Origin of the sequence: Enterobacter sichuanensis, assembly GCF_009036245.1 — a bacterium.
In the GTDB taxonomy this organism is placed as follows: domain Bacteria; phylum Pseudomonadota; class Gammaproteobacteria; order Enterobacterales; family Enterobacteriaceae; genus Enterobacter; species Enterobacter sichuanensis.
Window position 1 is genome coordinate 3378000 of sequence record NZ_CP027986.1, and the last position, 16883, is coordinate 3394882.

Sequence of the window (16883 nt, forward strand, 5' to 3'; positions counted from 1 at the left end):
GTGAACTATGTCCCGTAAAGAGCTAGCCAATGCCATTCGCGCCCTCAGCATGGATGCCGTGCAAAAAGCCAATTCCGGCCACCCCGGCGCGCCCATGGGCATGGCTGATATTGCCGAAGTGTTGTGGAACGACTTTCTCAAACACAACCCCAATGATCCCACCTGGTACGACCGCGACCGTTTTATTCTCTCCAACGGCCACGCCTCGATGCTGCTCTACAGCCTGCTGCATCTTTCCGGCTATGACCTGCCGCTCGAGGAGCTGAAAAACTTCCGCCAGCTGCACTCAAAAACGCCGGGTCACCCGGAAATTGGCTATACGCCCGGGGTAGAAACGACCACCGGGCCGCTCGGTCAGGGGCTGGCCAATGCGGTCGGGCTGGCGATTGCCGAGCGCACGCTGGCGGCGCAGTTTAACCAGCCGGGGCACGACATTGTCGATCACTACACGTACGTGTTTATGGGCGACGGCTGTCTGATGGAGGGGATTTCCCATGAAGTCTGTTCCCTGGCGGGCACCCTGGGGCTGGGTAAGTTGATTGGCTTCTACGATCACAACGGCATCTCCATCGACGGGGAAACCGAGGGCTGGTTCACCGACGACACGGCAAAACGCTTCGAAGCCTACCACTGGCACGTGGTACATGAGATCGACGGCCACGATCCTGAGGCGGTGAAAAAAGCGATTCAGGAAGCGCAAAGCGTGAAGGACAAACCGTCGCTGATTATCTGCCGCACGGTTATCGGCTTTGGTTCACCGAATAAGGCCGGCAAGGAAGAGGCGCACGGCGCGGCGCTGGGCGAAGAGGAAGTGGCGCTGACCCGGCAAAAGCTGGGCTGGAAACATCCGCCGTTTGAGATCCCGAAAGAGATTTACCGGGCGTGGGACGCCCGTGAAGCGGGTGAAAAAGCCCAGCAGGCCTGGAACGAGAAGTTTGCCGCATACAAAAAAGCACACCCGGGACTGGCCGCCGAATTCTCTCGCCGCATGAGCGGTGGCCTGCCGGAAGACTGGGACGATAAAACCCATGCGCTGATTGAAAACCTGCAGTCCAACCCGGCGAAAATTGCCACCCGTAAGGCTTCGCAAAACACGCTGAATGCCATTGGTCCGCTGCTGCCCGAACTGCTTGGCGGCTCGGCGGATCTGGCCCCAAGTAACCTGACCATCTGGTCCGGCTCGAAATCGCTGAAAGAGGACATTGCCGGGAACTACATCCACTACGGCGTGCGCGAATTCGGGATGACCGCCATTGCCAACGGTATCGCTCATCACGGCGGTTTCGTGCCCTACACCGCCACCTTCCTGATGTTTGTCGAGTATGCCCGTAACGCAGCGCGCATGGCGGCCTTAATGAAGGCGCGACAGATTATGGTCTATACCCATGACTCCATTGGTCTCGGGGAAGATGGCCCCACGCACCAGGCGGTTGAACAGCTGGCGAGCCTGCGCTTAACGCCAAACTTCAGCACCTGGCGTCCGTGCGATCAGGTCGAAGCAGCAGTTGGCTGGAAACTGGCAGTAGAGCGCCACAATGGCCCAACGGCATTAATTCTGTCACGCCAGAACCTGACGCAGATTGAACGCACCCCGGAGCAGGTGAAAAATATCGCCCGCGGCGGCTACATCCTGAAAGACAGCGGCGGCAAGCCGGACGTGATCCTGATTGCGACCGGTTCAGAAGTCGAAATCACGGTGAAAGCGGCGGAAAAACTGACCGCCGAAGGCCACGCGGTGCGCGTGGTATCCCTGCCCTCAACGGATATTTTTGACGCCCAGGATGAGGCGTACCGTGAGTCGGTGCTGCCCTCTAACGTCGCGGCGCGCGTGGCGGTTGAAGCCGGTATGGCCGACTACTGGTACAAATATGTCGGCCTTAAAGGGGCGATTGTGGGCATGCGGGGCTACGGTGAGTCCGCCCCTGCCGACAAGCTGTTCCCGTATTTTGGTTTCACCGTTGAGAACGTGGTAGAGAAGGCGCTGAGCGTGCTGTAGTGCGGTCTGTTTATTGCCGGGTGGCGCTATCGCTTACCCGGCAAAGCTACCGCGTGATCCACAGCGTGGGCCAGGCATCTGGCCCATTCCAGTTATCGCAGCTGGGTTCCTCGGCATAACGCACCAGGCGGAAACGCTGGCCGTCAAAACGCCAGCGCGTCTGGATGCCACAATCTCCCAAACCGCGTCCCAGCGCCAGCGTGGTCAGCTCGCGCGTCTTCTCATCGAAGCTGGCGTTCATTAACTCCATTTCACTGCTGCCACTCGACGGCGTAAACGGCAGACGTAGCCTGACGCTGCGGGCAGAGAACGGTTTTTTACGTGACACCAGCCATGCCAGATCGACGGTGTTATAGGCCCCCGCCTCGCAGCTGACGATCAACAGCGCTTTTTCATCGGTTAACGCGGTGACGCGCACTTCGCGGCGGTTAGGATCGAGCGAGCACTGGCTGCTGTTCATCCGCCCGGTGCCATAATCCAGCAGGTCATTCAGTTCGGCGTGGGAAAGCGGTGTTGGAGTAGGATTAACGGTCGCCACCTTTTTCAGGGCGGGCGCGGGCGGCACGCTTAACGGCGGATCGTCACCTTTCTTAATCCACGCGGTTTCACTGCCGACACGCTTTTGCTGGGCATCAATAAACAGCAGCGCGGCTTTCAGACCGCTCAGGGAAATCACCTGCTTACCGCCGCGCAGGGTCAGGGTCTTCCCTTCCTGAATATTTTTCAGAAAGGCGGTGATGGTGGCCGCATCGTCCGTTTTCAGGTGCCATGGCGTGAGCTGCCAGCGCTGCTTGTCCAGCTTCAGAGGCACATTGTCCAGCAGCAGCCGGGTGGCAATCTCCGGCTCTTTGACGGAGGGCGTATCCAGCCCGCCGAGATCGATACGCAGCGTTGCATCCGTTTTCGCGCCGGCGCTTCGGGTGAGCGTCATGACCAGCCCCCGGTGTTCGCCGGTGTTGCGGGCCAGGCAAAAGTTCTGGTTATTACAGGTCACCTGCCAGTCAGAGAAAGCTTGCTGAGCAGGCGCAGCCCGCACCTGCGGCGCGAGGAGCAGACAAAACAGGGAAAATAAAAAGACGCTATAGCGCATGAATGACACAATCCCGGAACGAAAACGCGTAACTGGGCAGTATCTTCGTGTTCCGGCCGGGTCGTCTCAATCGGATTTATCGGATAGATTTATCCGAAAAACACTCTACATCCGTTCGAAAGTGGTATTCATTAAGCCGGTACTCTGCAAATACTGCAGCAATATCACTGCTTTACCATCCCTGATTTCGCCTGAACGCATCATTTCCAGCGCCCGGGAGAAAGGCAACTCCAGCACCTCGATATCTTCATCCTCCACGCCACCGCCCCGGTGCGTACGCTGGGCGTCGCTGTATTCCGCAATGAAGAAATGGATAAGTTCCGTGACGCCGCCTGGGGACATGTACAGCTCAAAGACCTTTTTGACCTCGCCCACTTCAAAGCCGGTTTCTTCTACGGCCTCTTTGCGGATGCAGACTTCCGGCTCATCGTCATCAAGCAGGCCCGCGCAGGTTTCAATCAGACGTCCGTCAGGGTTGCCGTTTACCCACGTCGCCACCCTGAACTGACGGATCAGCACCACGCTCTGCTTTTCACGGTTATATAGCAGAATGGTCGCCCCGTTACCCCGGTCGTAAACCTCGCGCTTATGGCGGATCACTTCACCGTTATTACGCGTAAGATCGTAGGTGATGTTACGCAGGACAAAGTAGTTTTCAGAGAGAATTTTGTCTTTGATAACGTCAATTTTCAGGGTCATACGGGCTCCACGACATAATGAGTGGTCCTATACTACGCCGTGAATCCCGCTTTGTCGCCCGCCGCTTTAATGATGTTTCGGGCCGCTAACCCCAAGCCAGTCGAGTATCCCTTGCGCCGCATGACGCCCTTCCGCCATCGCGGTCACCACCAGATCCGCGCCGCGAACCGCATCACCGCCGGCGAAAATGTGTGGGTTGCTCGTCTGATAACGGTAGCGGCTTTCTACCGAGGCCACGATGCGTCCCCACTCATCTGTTTCAACACCCTGCGCCTGCAGCCACGGCATCGCGTGCGGGTTAAAACCAAACGCCATGATCACCGCATCAGCCTCCATTACAAACTCGCTGCCGGGCACCGGAACGGGCCGACGCCGCCCCTGCGCATCCGGCTCACCGAGCCGGGTACGCAGCATCCGGATACCGTTGACCTTCCCGTCAGGAGCCTGCGTCAGCTCAACCGGCTGGACGTTAAATTCAAATGCCGCCCCCTCTTCTCTGGCATTCTTCACCTCTTTCTTCGACCCCGGCATGTTGGCCTCATCCCGGCGATAGGCGCAGGTCACCTTTGCGGCGCCATGACGTAGCGCGGTACGTACGCAGTCCATGGCGGTATCGCCCCCACCGAGCACCACCACGTTCAGCCCACGGGTATCGATGAACGGTTCGCTGGCCGTTGCGTCCAGCCCCATAACATGCCGCGTGTTGCCCACCAGGAAAGGCAGCGCGTCATAGACCCCTGGCGCATCTTCGTGCGGGATACCGGCCTTCATCGAGCGATAGGTGCCCACGCCAATGAACAGGGCGTCGTACTCGTCCTTTAACTGTGACATCGGCACGTCCTTGCCCACCTCGCAGTTCAGCGCAAAGCGGATCCCCATCGCGGTAAATATCTCCCTGCGCCGCGCAAGCAGCGATTTGTCCAGCTTGAATGCCGGAATGCCAAAAGTGAGTAAACCGCCAATTTCCGGATGCCGGTCATAGACCGTCACGCTCACCCCGCTGCGCGCCAGCACGTCGGCGCATGCCAGACCGGCAGGACCCGCGCCGACGATCGCGACACGTTTACCCGTCGGCGTGACGGCGGACATGTCCGGCCGCCAGCCCATCGCCAGCGCCCTGTCGGCGATATAGCGCTCGATGTTGCCGATGGTGACGGCCCCCGCCTCATCACGAAGCGTGCAGGCCCCTTCGCATAACCGGTCCTGCGGGCAGACGCGGCCGGTTATTTCAGGCAAACAATTGGTCTGATGAGAAAGTTCGACCGCGCCGGCAATATCCCCCGCATTCAGACGCTCAATCCACTGCGGGATGTGGTTGTGCAGCGGGCAAGTCCATTCGCAAATGCTGTGCTCTCCGCACTTCAGGCAGCGCGACGCCTCGCGGGCGGCCTGTTCGGCCCGAAACGGCAGGTAAATTTCGTGAAAATGGCTAATGCGTTCCGCGGCAGGCAGTTTGTCGGGCTCACCGCGGGGCAGGGACATCTGCATCTGCTGCAGCTTACTGCGCGGGAGCTCGTCTCTGACGACCTCCCCATGCCAGGGCTGGACCGACAGGCAGGCCGCACGCTGGCGGCGCGATTTGACCAGCGTGTCCAGCACGGCAGGCGTCGCAAGGGAGAGGACATCAGCCGGGCAGTTTTCGATACAGGCCGGGCCCTGTGGACGCGTCAGGCAGAGATCGCATTTATTCGCCGAGGCCTTCACGCCGCCGTGGTCGAGCGGGGTGACGATGATCTCCATCGTGCCAAACGGACAAGCCACCGCGCAGGCCTTACAGCCGATGCATTTTTGTTGATTCACCTGTACGCTGTCATCGCATTTGCTGATGGCGCCGTTCGGGCAGCTCTGCGCGCAGGGCGCATTTTCACAATGATGACACGTGACGGGGCTTCGCTTCCCGCCGGACCTCAGGACCGTAATACGGGGATGAAAATGGCGCTCGCTCAGAACGTGTTGCTCACCGTTGTGTGCCATGACGCAGGCCACTTCGCAGGCGCGACACCCAATGCATTGCTGGCTGTTAGCCATAATAAAACGATTCATAACCACACCTGTTTTTGCTTCAATATCCTTATTCTTTATAAGAGTATGGTATTTACGCATCACGGCGCGTTCGGGCAATGTGCAAATGCCCGGAAGACCCAATTATTTCCAGTGAACCTGTGGCAGATCAATTTTATTCAGAGAGCCGTTCTGTGACCGTTAAACGACCCGTTTCCGCAAGCCTTGCCTGGGCTTTCTTTTCGATCATTGTCTTATCCGCGCTGACCAGCACCGTCGCACTGCTGACGCTGGCCAGCAGCCAGCGTGATGCCGAGGCGATTAATATTGCGGGTTCGCTGCGCATGCAGAGCTATCGACTGGGCTATGAGTTGCAGCGCAACAGCCCTTCCCTTGCCGCGCACCGCGAGCACTGGCAACAGACGTTGCGCGCGCCGGCACTGCAGAAGCTGGACCGCTGGTACGTCCCGGACAATGTTAACGCCCGCTATCAGCAGCTGCAGGTGGCCTGGCTGGAGATGGATAAACGCATCGCCCGCGGCGACAGCGCCTGGTATCAGACCCACATTGAGGATTTTGTCGGCCGCATTGATGCCTTTGTGCTCGCCCTGCAGCACTACACCGAGCATAAAATTCAGACGGTGACCCTGCTCTCCCTGGCCGGCGCGCTGGGGATCCTGCTGCTGACGCTGTTTACCCTGCGCCGCATTCGTCGTCAGGTGGTGTTACCGCTTAACAATCTGGTGGCCGCCAGCGAACGGATTGAGCGCGGTGAATTTGCCACCCCTGCGCCGGATACCGCCCTGCCGAATGAACTGGGCCAGCTTTCGCGCGCCTTCAACCACATGTCCGCCGAATTAGCGACGCTCTACCGCTCGCTTGAAGCCTCGGTTGCGGAAAAGACGCGGCATTTGCATGACGCCCACCAGCAGCTCGACATGCTGTTCAAGTGCTCTCAGGCGCTGAATACCGGCCAGATAGACAGCCACTGTTTCCGGCATATCCTGCAGATTGTCCATGACTATACGCAGATGAACTATCTGGAACTGCGTACCAGCGACGACTGGCGGCTGTGTGAAGGGACGGCGTTACGCGACATCCCGCTGCAAAACCTGCCGGTAGTGATGCAGGACACACTCTACGGCGAGCTGCGCTGGCAAAGCGAGACGGACAGCGTCCCTCTCCCTCTGATGAGAAGCGTGGCGACCATGCTCGGGCGTGGACTGTACTTTAACCAGGCGCAGAAGCATTACCAGCAGCTGCTGCTGATGGAAGAGCGCGCCACCATTGCCCGCGAGCTGCATGACTCGCTGGCGCAGGTGCTGTCGTATCTGCGCATTCAGCTTGCGCTGCTGAAGCGCGCCGTGCCGGAGGACAACACCCCGGCGCAGACCATCATTACCGATTTCTCCCGCGAGCTGAACAACGCCTGGCAGCAGTTGCGCGAGTTGCTCACCACCTTCCGCCTGACGCTGAACCACGCGAATTTACCCGCGGCGTTGCAGGAGTCTCTTGACGCGCTGCAGAGCCAGACGCAGGCGAAGCTGCACCTTGACTGTCGCCTCTCCTCGCTGGCGCTCGACGCGCAAAAGCAGGTTCATCTGTTACAGATCGTGCGTGAGGCGGTGTTGAACGCCATTAAGCACGCGCAGGCCAGCGAGATCACCGTGAGCTGCGTGACGGCTGTGGACGGTACGCACCGCGTCAGCATTCGTGACAACGGCATCGGAATTGGCGAAGCCAGCGAGCCGCCGGGACACTACGGTCTGAACATTATGCGTGAACGCGCGCAACGGCTTGGGGGAGCACTGCACTTTTCGCAGCCACAAAACGGGGGCACGCTGGTCAGCGTCACGTTCCCCGTGCCGCAGGCACCGGCGGGTAAATAACGGTAAAGGAGGAAGCGCAGGGAAAAGCGCATGATAATTTACACTATCTCCTTTTTTTCTCCACGTTTGACCTGAGCCTTACCGCTAAAGTTATGCGGGCAATAAACAATAATGACGAGCAGCAAAACGAGGTCACTTTTTCATGGCGAATTTTTTTATCGATCGCCCCATTTTTGCCTGGGTAATTGCCATTCTGTTGTGTCTGACAGGTGTCCTGGCAATTACGTCACTTCCCGTTGAGCAATATCCCGATCTGGCCCCGCCTAACGTGCGTGTCACCGCAAACTACCCCGGCGCGTCCGCACAAACGCTGGAAAATACCGTGACGCAGGTTATCGAGCAGAACATGACGGGTCTGGATAACCTGATGTACATGTCCTCGCAAAGTAGCGCCACCGGTCAGGCAACGGTGACCCTGAGCTTCAAGGCAGGCACTGACCCGGATGAAGCGGTGCAGCAGGTACAAAACCAGCTGCAGTCGGCCATGCGCAAACTGCCCCAGGCGGTACAGAACCAGGGCGTGACCGTGCGTAAAACCGGCGACACCAATATTTTGACCATCGCGTTTGTCTCGACAGATGGCTCGATGGATAAACAGGATATCGCGGACTACGTCGCCAGTAATATTCAGGATCCGCTCAGCCGTATTAACGGCGTCGGGGATATCGACGCTTACGGTTCACAATATTCAATGCGCATCTGGCTCGATCCCAACAAGCTCAACAGCTACCAGATGACGGCAACCGACGTGACGGATGCCATCAAAGCCCAGAACGCCCAGATTGCCGTAGGGCAGCTGGGAGGAACGCCGTCCGTTGATAAACAGGCCCTGAACGCCACCATTAATTCGCAATCCCTGCTGCAGACGCCGGAGCAGTTCCGCAACATCACCCTGCGGGTGAATCAGGATGGGTCGGAAGTGCGTCTGGGCGATGTCGCCACGGTGGAAATGGGCGCAGAAAAGTACGACTACCTGAGCCGCTTTAATGGCAACCAGGCCTCCGGTCTGGGGATTAAGCTGGCCTCCGGCGCGAACGAAATGGCCACGGCGAAACTGGTGTTAGACCGTCTGGATGAGCTGTCGCAGTATTTCCCGCACGGGCTGGAGTACAAAGTCGCCTATGAAACCACCTCCTTCGTTAAAGCGTCGATTGAGGACGTGGTGAAAACCCTGCTGGAAGCCATCGCGCTGGTGTTCCTGGTCATGTACCTGTTCCTGCAAAACTTCCGCGCGACGCTGATCCCAACCATTGCCGTTCCCGTGGTGCTGCTCGGGACCTTTTCGGTGCTTTACGCGTTCGGCTATAGCATTAACACCCTGACGATGTTTGCGATGGTGCTGGCGATTGGCCTGCTGGTGGACGATGCCATCGTGGTGGTTGAAAACGTCGAGCGCATCATGAGCGAAGAAGGACTCTCTCCGCGCCAGGCGACGCGCAAATCGATGGGTCAAATTCAGGGGGCGCTAGTCGGTATTGCGATGGTGCTCTCGGCGGTCTTTATCCCGATGGCCTTCTTTGGCGGCACCACCGGGGCGATTTACCGTCAGTTCTCCATTACCATCGTCTCGGCAATGGTGCTCTCCGTGCTGGTAGCGCTGATCCTCACCCCCGCGCTGTGCGCCACCATCCTGAAACCACTGCATAAAGGGGAGCATCACGGTCAGAAAGGGTTCTTCGGCTGGTTTAACCGGATGTTCAACCGCAATGCCGCCCGGTATGAATCTGCCGTCGGTCGCGTGCTGCACCGCAGCCTGCGCTGGATGATGATTTACGTTGTGCTGCTGGGCGGGATGGTCTGGCTGTTCCTGCACCTGCCCACCTCATTCCTGCCGATGGAAGACCGGGGCATGTTCACCACCTCGGTGCAGCTCCCGAGTGGCGCAACGCAGCAGCAAACGCTGAAAGTGGTGCAGAAAGTGGAGCAGTACTTCTTCACCAAAGAGAAAGATAACGTGGTCTCCGTCTTCTCCACCGTCGGGTCCGGCCCGGGCGGGAACGGGCAAAACGTCGCCCGCATGTTCGTTCGCCTGAAGGACTGGGACGAGCGCGATAGCAAAACGGGAACATCATTTGCCATTATTGAGCGTGCGACAAAAGCCTTTGCGCACATTAAAGAAGCCCGCGTCTTTGCCAGCAGTCCACCGGCCATCAGCGGGCTGGGCAGTTCCGCCGGGTTTGATATGGAGCTCCAGGATCACGCCGGTGCGGGCCATACGGCGCTGATGGCGGCGCGCGATAAGCTGCTGGCGCTCGCAGGCAACGATCCGGGCCTGACCCGCGTTCGCCATAACGGTCTGGATGACAGCCCGCAGCTTCAGGTGGATATCGATCAGCGCAAGGCGCAGGCGCTGGGGGTGTCGATTAACGATATCAACGACACCCTGCAAACGGCGTGGGGCTCGAGCTATGTGAATGACTTTATGGATCGCGGCCGCGTGAAAAAAGTGTATGTCCAGTCCGCCGCGCCATTCCGTATGCTGCCGGATGATATAAACCGCTGGTTTGTCAGAAACAGTGCCGGGGGAATGGTGCCGTTCTCTGCCTTTGCGACTTCACACTGGGAGAGCGGTTCGCCGCGTCTGGAGCGCTATAACGGCTATTCCTCGGTTGAAATCGTCGGGGAAGCCGCGCCAGGCGTGAGTACCGGTACGGCCATGGACATCATGGAAAAACTGGTGCAACAGCTGCCTGCCGGTTTTGGTCTGGAGTGGACGGCCATGTCTTACCAGGAGCGCCTCTCCGGAGCACAGGCACCGGCACTTTACGCGCTCTCTCTGCTGGTGGTCTTCCTCTGTCTTGCCGCACTGTATGAAAGCTGGTCAGTGCCGTTCTCGGTCATGCTGGTGGTGCCCCTTGGCGTCATTGGCGCCCTGCTCGCCACCTGGATGCGTGGTCTGGAGAACGATGTCTACTTCCAGGTCGGGCTGCTCACCGTGATTGGGCTGTCGGCGAAAAACGCCATTCTGATCGTTGAGTTTGCCAACGAGATGAATGCCAAAGGCCACGAGCTGATGGCCGCCACGCTGCACGCCTGCCGTCAGCGCCTGCGCCCGATCCTGATGACCTCGCTGGCATTTGTTTTTGGCGTACTGCCGATGGCAACCAGCACTGGCGCAGGCTCCAGCAGCCAGCATGCGGTCGGCACAGGGGTCATGGGCGGTATGATTTCGGCGACCGTCCTGGCCATCTATTTTGTTCCGCTGTTCTTTGTGCTGGTGCGTCGCCGCTTCCCGCTAAAGGAACGTCCGGAGTAAGTGGTTGAAATAAAAAAAGGCGGCTTATTCGGCCGCCTTTTTATTGTGTGATTTATTCACACTATGGTTATTTTACTTATTTAAGTGCTCTTGCAATTCTTACTGAATGTCATTTACGAAGCATGCCTTCGATAAAATCTTTCCAGTTCCCCAGTTCACGTTCAATCATAACAACCTCTCTTATTATTATGCGCATTCTACAAAAACGTATCATCATTGTGAAGACTATTTAACCAATTGCTGCGATTGTACCCCACGTCATACGGGGATTTATGATAAATATGAACGGAGAGCCCTCAATTTTTTGTGACGGCCAGCAATATTCTGAAATAACCCTACGGACGGGTGAGTTTTATTTTACCCGCTGAGTTTATTCGACATTTAAAGCTTATGGACATCTATGCTTAAAGGATGAAAGAATATTCAGCGTACAGTTGTTAGTTGAATTAAGATGACGCATAAATCCAGACGATTCCTGAATGTGTTATATTCCACTTAAGGATATATCTTCGAATTTACTGAACATTTAATCACCAGAACGACAAAAGGATTCACCATGGTTGTGATGTACGGCATTAAAAATTGCGACACCATCAAAAAAGCCCGCCGCTGGCTGGAGGCGAACAACGTAGAGTACCGTTTCCACGATTACCGTGCCGATGGGCTTGATGCAGAATTTCTGCATACCGCTATCGACGAGCTGGGCTGGGAAGCCTTGCTGAATACCCGCGGCACCACCTGGCGTAAACTGGATGAATCTCTTCGCGCCAGCATCAATGACGCCGACAGCGCGGCAAAACTGATGCTCGACATGCCGGCAATCATCAAACGCCCATTGCTCTGCGCGCCAGGGAAGCCTATGCTGCTGGGTTTCAGTGAAACCCTTTATTCCGACTTTATTCGTTGAGGTGTAGTTTATGTCATGCCCGGTCATTGAGCTGACTCAGCAGCTTATTCGCCGTCCTTCCCTTAGCCCGGACGACGCAGGTTGTCAGGCATTAATGATTGAGCGCCTGCGCGCTATCGGTTTTACCGTGGAGCGTATGGATTTTGGCGACACCCAGAATTTCTGGGCCTGGCGCGGCCAGGGCGAAACGCTGGCCTTTGCCGGACATACTGACGTGGTGCCCGCTGGCGATGCGGACCGCTGGATCAATCCCCCGTTTGAACCCACCATCCGCGATGGCATGCTGTTCGGCCGCGGGGCGGCAGACATGAAAGGCTCGCTGGCGGCGATGGTGGTAGCGGCTGAGCGCTTTGTCGCGCAACATCCGAACCACAAAAACCGGCTCGCGTTTCTGATCACCTCTGACGAAGAAGCCAGCGCCCATAACGGCACCGTAAAGGTTGTTGAGGCGCTGATGGCCCGCAACGAGCGCCTGGACTACTGCCTGGTGGGTGAGCCGTCCAGTACCGAAGTGGTGGGTGATGTGGTGAAAAATGGCCGCCGTGGCTCGCTGACCTGTAACCTGACCATTCACGGCGTTCAGGGGCACGTTGCGTATCCGCATCTGGCTGATAATCCGGTTCATCGCGCTGCGCCGATGCTGAGCGAGCTGGTGGCGATTGAGTGGGATAAAGGCAACGAGTTCTTCCCACCGACCAGCATGCAGATTGCGAACGTCAAAGCCGGAACCGGCAGCAATAACGTGATCCCGGGGGATTACTTCGTCCAGTTCAACTTCCGCTTTAGCACGGAACTGACCGACGAGATGATCAAGGCGCGCGTTATCGCCCTGCTGGAAAAATATAATCTGCGCTACACCGTGGACTGGTGGCTTTCCGGCCAGCCGTTCCTGACACAGCGCGGCAAGCTGGTGGATGCGGTGGTCAACGCCATCGAGCACTATAATGAAATTAAGCCACAGTTGCTGACAACGGGTGGCACCTCAGACGGACGCTTTATCGCCCGTATGGGCGCCCAGGTTGTCGAACTGGGACCAGTGAACGCGACCATTCATAAAATCAATGAGTGTGTTAATGCGGCAGATTTACAACTGCTGGCCCGTATGTATCAACGTATTATGGAGCAACTCGTCGCCTGACGAACGCTCTGAGAGGAATAGCGAATGGACTGGCTTTCAAAGTACTGGTGGGTTCTGGTGTTGGTTTTTCTGGTCGGCGTATTGCTGAACGTGATTAAAGACCTTAAGCGCGTTGACCATAAAAAATTTCTCGCCAACAAACCGGATCTTCCCCCGCACCGCGATTTTAACGACAAGTGGGACGATGACGACGACTGGCCGAAGAAGGACCAGAAGAAGTAATCCGCCCCCTCACCCTATCCCTCGCCCCTTTGGGGAGAGGGGCTGGGGGTGAGGGGGAAAAAACCTCACATAAATTCAACAATATCATCATTATCCGGCTTACCGCCGCTGAGCGCTTCATCAAAGTAGTGCTTCGGTACGGTATAGCGCAGATGATCGAGTGCGAACTGCATGCTACGGTCATCAATCGCGTGGCCCAGATCGTCAACGATATCCAGCGTCACATCTCCCCCTTCGCGAATCAGCGCTTCCTGTGCGGCGACCGCATGCGAGAGTTCAATCATCCGGTCTTCCCCACCGTGGATCAGGTGGATAGTCGTCTGCGTGGTCGCGTGGGTCGGTAGTGTCGCAAAACGGCCGTTAAACGCGATCACCCGTGAAACCAGACCCGGCTGCGCTTTTACGCTTTCCAGCGACATGATTGACCCCTGTGAGAAACCTATCAGGGCGGTTGCGTCGGCCCCCACGCCACTCTGCTGCTGCCAGTAGCGGACAATGTCGATAAACGTGGGCATGATGGCATCAATGCGTGCCTGACGGTTCTCTTCCGTCACGCCCTGAACAGAGAACCACTGCCGTCCATTAGGACCACACGGCTCGACGCCACCGATGCTGACAATCAGTGCCTGCGGAAAAACCGGCGCAAACCAGCTGCCAATCTGCCCCATATTGACGGCATTATCGCCAACACCATGAAACAGAAGCAGTAACTGTTTAGCCGGTTTGTCAGGGCTTTGAACAACAAAATGGTCATGTTTCATGGTGGTCTCCTTAATAGATGGCCTGGATTCTACGCCTCGCGGCGGGAATGACCATGCCACTTTACTGAAGAAGTCATTGAAAAAATTGCCATTGCAAAATGGCTTCTTTCAGCTGCTGGCAGCGGAGAGAGTCAAGACTTTCAAGCGCTTGCGCCGTTTCACTGCGCAACTTTACCAGCAGCGCTTTTTGTCCGATGTCTTCCGTTTTCCCTTCCATCTTCCCCCGCAGTGCCGGAAGCGGCATATCGACGGCGAGCAACAACCGTGTCAACGCGGCAACCGACGTGGAAAACGCGCGATGCGCAAAAGCAAACCCCGCCAGTTCCAGCCAGTCGTCATGATTAAGCGTAGCTTCCCACTCATATTCCACCGGGATCTTTTCACCGTTCCAGGCCGATAACACCCGCGCATCGCGCTTCAGACGCTGCTGCGCCTGCTGACACAGCTGATGCCCAGCCTCACTCTGCGCCAGCAGCGCCATCGCGGTGTAACAACCGCTGCTGGCTTCACGGTGGCTTCCCATCCGCACCAGCACAAAGCCGCACTGCTGCCAGAAACGCCAAAGCTCTTCGGTATAACCAAAGCTCACCGACAGATAATCCTCCCCGCTGGCGCTGCGAATAAGCGCCTGACCAATTCCTTCCCGCTGACGGTGAGGATGTACGGCAATACGGGTCACCCTTCGGCCTCTGAGCGTTGCCGCCAGCGGAGAGCCGCCGTGCGCCGCCAGAGACTGCGCCACCAGGTTTCCACGAGGACGGCGGAACCCCGCCCACACCGCGCGGCTAAGCGCAGGGGACAACCCGCCCTCCTCCACCAGCCACAGCGCTCCGGCGATGACCGGGTTCGCTTCGGCGACAGCAAACTGTTGCCCGGGCGCGTCCATCATGCGGCGTAAATCGAGCGGCGAGGTGCGATAATGCGCCGCACAGAGCAGCTCATAGACGCTCGCGACCAGCGCCGGACGGCGTTCCCATGCCGCGGGGGTCAGAGAGGTGATACGCACCTCGCCTTCCGGGCGGCGGTCAAGCAGCGTGTCGTCAAACAGCAGCGCGCTGGCCACGATCCGCTCAAGCGGACAACCTGCCGCCCAGCGTACCGGCGTTGATAAGCTGTAGCGCTGCAACCCGGCAAACCGACCGCAGAACTTGAGCAAGAATCCCCTGCCCGTCCCTTCATATCCCTGCACCGTGGTGGTCAACAGCACGCGAGGGAAACGGCTCACCAGCTTTTCCAGCAGCGGGCCGGGGATCGCGGCAGCTTCATCGACAATCAGCCAGTCAGCCTGATGCGAAGAAGCTAACAGCGCGTCCGGGGCCATAAAATGAAAACGCTCTCCGGCAAAGCGGGCGATACTTTCTGTCGCCCCTTTCGTCGGTGCGGTGACGACGGCGCTGCCCGCAATACGATGGAGTAACATTCCCGCCAGGGCCGACTTACCGCGCCCGCGCGCGGCGGTAACGGCCACGATGCCCCGCGGCATTTTCTGAAGAACGTCCAGGATCGCCGCCTGCTCGCGCTGCGGCGCGCCGCTGGCTGGGCGCCAGTCTGGAGCATCGGGTAAAGGCGGAAGGGATAAATCGCTGCCCTGAAGCCAGACAATCGCGTCGGGGTCGGCGGCAAGGGTCCGACAGAAATGGTGGACAAAATGCGGCGTGGCTATCGCTTCGGCGCTGTCGCTCCAGCGCAGGGAATCACGGTCAGGAAACCCGGCCCACGCCTCAAGCGGCGGAACCCGCAGCACCAGAAGGCTCCCGGCGCTCAGCGTTCCGCTCAGCGCGGCGAACGCGGCAACATCGAACCCGCAGCACGCGTCAAAAACAGCATGCCGGAACTCGCGTCCCAGCAGGCTACTGATGGCTTTTGAAGGATGTTCGTCAAGCCTTACCCAGTCTCCGGGTAGAGCGTCTCGCAGCGCTTCTGCCTGGGCTAAGCTCCACTGCGCATCGCCGCTGAGCACCACCAGCCGACGATGGCCAGTGCGCTCAAGCTCGCTTATCAGCTTTTCAAAGCGCAGCATTACATCGCTTTGCCGAAGGTATTACACTGCGCCGGATCGCCACTGTCGAAACCGCGTTTAAACCAGCTATAGCGCTGTTGCGAGGTCCCGTGCGTGAAGCTGTCCGGCACGACGCGCCCCTGGCTCTGCTGTTGAAGACGATCGTCACCGATAGCCTGAGCGGCATTTAACGCCTCTTCAAGATCGCCGGATTCCAGAACGCCCTGCTGCTGCATGCTGTGGCCCCAGACGCCCGCGAAGCAGTCCGCCTGCAGCTCCATTTTAACGGAGAGGCGGTTCACGTCGGCCTGAGAGGCATTTTGCTGAAGCTGGCGTACTTTTGGCTCAATCCCTAACAGTTTTTGCACGTGATGGCCGACTTCATGCGCGATCACGTAGCCCTGGGCGAAATCACCGTCCGCGCCAAGCTTGCGTTTCATGTCATCGTAAAAAGAGAGATCGATATAGACGGTGCCGTCTGCCGGGCAGTAGAACGGCCCCATTACCGATTGCCCGGTACCGCAACCGGTGCGGGTTGCTCCCCGGTACATCACCAGTTTCGGCTGCTGGTAGGTACGCCCCATCTTCTCGAACAGCTGACTCCAGGTGTCTTCTGTTGTGGCGAGAATAACGGAGGTAAATTTAGCCGCTTCATCTTCATTCGGGCTGATGGAGCGCTGAGAATGTTGCTGCTGTTGCAGCGGCTGACCGGTCATTAACCCGGTGAGATCGACGCCGTAATATCCCGCCACCAGCACGACAATCAGCAGGATTATCCCGCCCTTTCCGCTGGGTAACCGGAAGCCGGGCCCGCCCATTGAAGGACCGCCACCACCATCACTGCGTCTGTCTTCTACATTGTCACTTTCACGACGCCCTTGCCAGCGCATAACCACCTCGAACTATTCCATTAATAATAGCTATG

General features: G+C 57.9%; 13 protein-coding genes. 6 read left to right on the forward strand and 7 right to left on the reverse strand.

Going from position 1 to position 16883, the window contains the following annotated elements:
* Nucleotides 1–7: 7 nt before the first annotated feature.
* Entirely contained in the window at nt 8–1996 is a 1989-nt protein-coding gene (gene tkt, locus C1N69_RS16275; RefSeq protein ID WP_155031532.1) for a transketolase, read from the forward strand.
* Between the two features lie 46 nt (nt 1997–2042).
* Here tkt and C1N69_RS16280 read toward each other — a convergent pair whose 3' ends face one another.
* From C1N69_RS16280 to aegA, 3 genes are all read right to left on the reverse strand, one after another.
* Complete coding sequence (locus C1N69_RS16280) at nt 2043–3086, reverse strand: DUF1176 domain-containing protein (protein ID WP_155031533.1); 1044 nt, start codon at nt 3084–3086, stop codon at nt 2043–2045.
* Nucleotides 3087–3191: 105 nt separating this feature from the next.
* Nucleotides 3192–3785 carry a GDP-mannose pyrophosphatase NudK gene (nudK, locus tag C1N69_RS16285; RefSeq protein ID WP_025758800.1) on the reverse strand — a complete coding sequence of 198 codons (594 nt, stop codon included), beginning with the start codon at nt 3783–3785 and terminating at the stop codon, nt 3192–3194.
* A 66-nt stretch (nt 3786–3851) separates the two neighbouring features.
* Nucleotides 3852–5828 carry a formate-dependent uric acid utilization protein AegA gene (gene aegA, locus C1N69_RS16290; RefSeq protein WP_155031534.1) on the reverse strand — a complete coding sequence of 659 codons (1977 nt, stop codon included), beginning with the start codon at nt 5826–5828 and terminating at the stop codon, nt 3852–3854.
* Nucleotides 5829–5980: 152 nt separating this feature from the next.
* On the opposite strand from aegA, the gene narQ reads away from it, so the two are divergent.
* Nucleotides 5981–7675 (forward strand): nitrate/nitrite two-component system sensor histidine kinase NarQ, encoded by a 1695-nt coding sequence (gene narQ / locus C1N69_RS16295; protein WP_155031535.1) that lies wholly within the window; start codon nt 5981–5983, stop codon nt 7673–7675.
* A 142-nt stretch (nt 7676–7817) separates the two neighbouring features.
* Nucleotides 7818–10931: a multidrug efflux RND transporter permease AcrD gene (gene acrD, locus C1N69_RS16300; protein WP_155031536.1), complete on the forward strand. Its 3114-nt coding sequence runs from the start codon at nt 7818–7820 to the stop codon at nt 10929–10931.
* Nucleotides 10932–11040: 109 nt separating this feature from the next.
* On the opposite strand, the gene ypfM is transcribed toward acrD, so the two are convergent.
* Nucleotides 11041–11100, reverse strand: a complete 60-nt coding sequence (gene ypfM / locus C1N69_RS16305) for a protein YpfM (RefSeq protein ID WP_015572204.1) — start codon at nt 11098–11100, stop codon at nt 11041–11043.
* Between the two features lie 387 nt (nt 11101–11487).
* On the opposite strand from ypfM, the gene C1N69_RS16310 reads away from it, so the two are divergent.
* The 3 genes from C1N69_RS16310 to C1N69_RS16320 are packed head-to-tail and all read left to right on the forward strand — an operon-like array spanning nt 11488 to nt 13198.
* Nucleotides 11488–11838 (forward strand): ArsC family reductase, encoded by a 351-nt coding sequence (locus C1N69_RS16310; RefSeq protein WP_045284553.1) that lies wholly within the window; start codon nt 11488–11490, stop codon nt 11836–11838.
* Between the two features lie 10 nt (nt 11839–11848).
* Nucleotides 11849–12976, forward strand: coding sequence for a succinyl-diaminopimelate desuccinylase (dapE, locus tag C1N69_RS16315; RefSeq protein ID WP_025758963.1), 1128 nt, complete (start codon nt 11849–11851; stop codon nt 12974–12976).
* Between the two features lie 24 nt (nt 12977–13000).
* A complete protein-coding gene (locus C1N69_RS16320) occupies nt 13001–13198 on the forward strand; it encodes a YpfN family protein (RefSeq protein WP_008501627.1) in 198 nt (65 codons plus the stop codon).
* A gap of 65 nt (nt 13199–13263) precedes the next feature.
* Here the strand turns inward: C1N69_RS16320 and ypfH are convergent, their stop codons facing one another.
* From ypfH to ypfJ, 3 genes are all read right to left on the reverse strand, one after another.
* Nucleotides 13264–13959 carry an esterase gene (gene ypfH / locus C1N69_RS16325; protein ID WP_155031537.1) on the reverse strand — a complete coding sequence of 232 codons (696 nt, stop codon included), beginning with the start codon at nt 13957–13959 and terminating at the stop codon, nt 13264–13266.
* A gap of 73 nt (nt 13960–14032) precedes the next feature.
* Nucleotides 14033–15979 (reverse strand): tRNA(Met) cytidine acetyltransferase TmcA, encoded by a 1947-nt coding sequence (locus tag C1N69_RS16330; RefSeq protein WP_155031538.1) that lies wholly within the window; start codon nt 15977–15979, stop codon nt 14033–14035.
* Complete coding sequence (ypfJ, locus tag C1N69_RS16335; protein ID WP_047959195.1) at nt 15979–16848, reverse strand: KPN_02809 family neutral zinc metallopeptidase; 870 nt, start codon at nt 16846–16848, stop codon at nt 15979–15981. The genes C1N69_RS16330 and ypfJ overlap by 1 nt, the downstream gene beginning before the upstream one ends.
* Between the last annotated feature and the right edge of the window lie 35 nt (nt 16849–16883).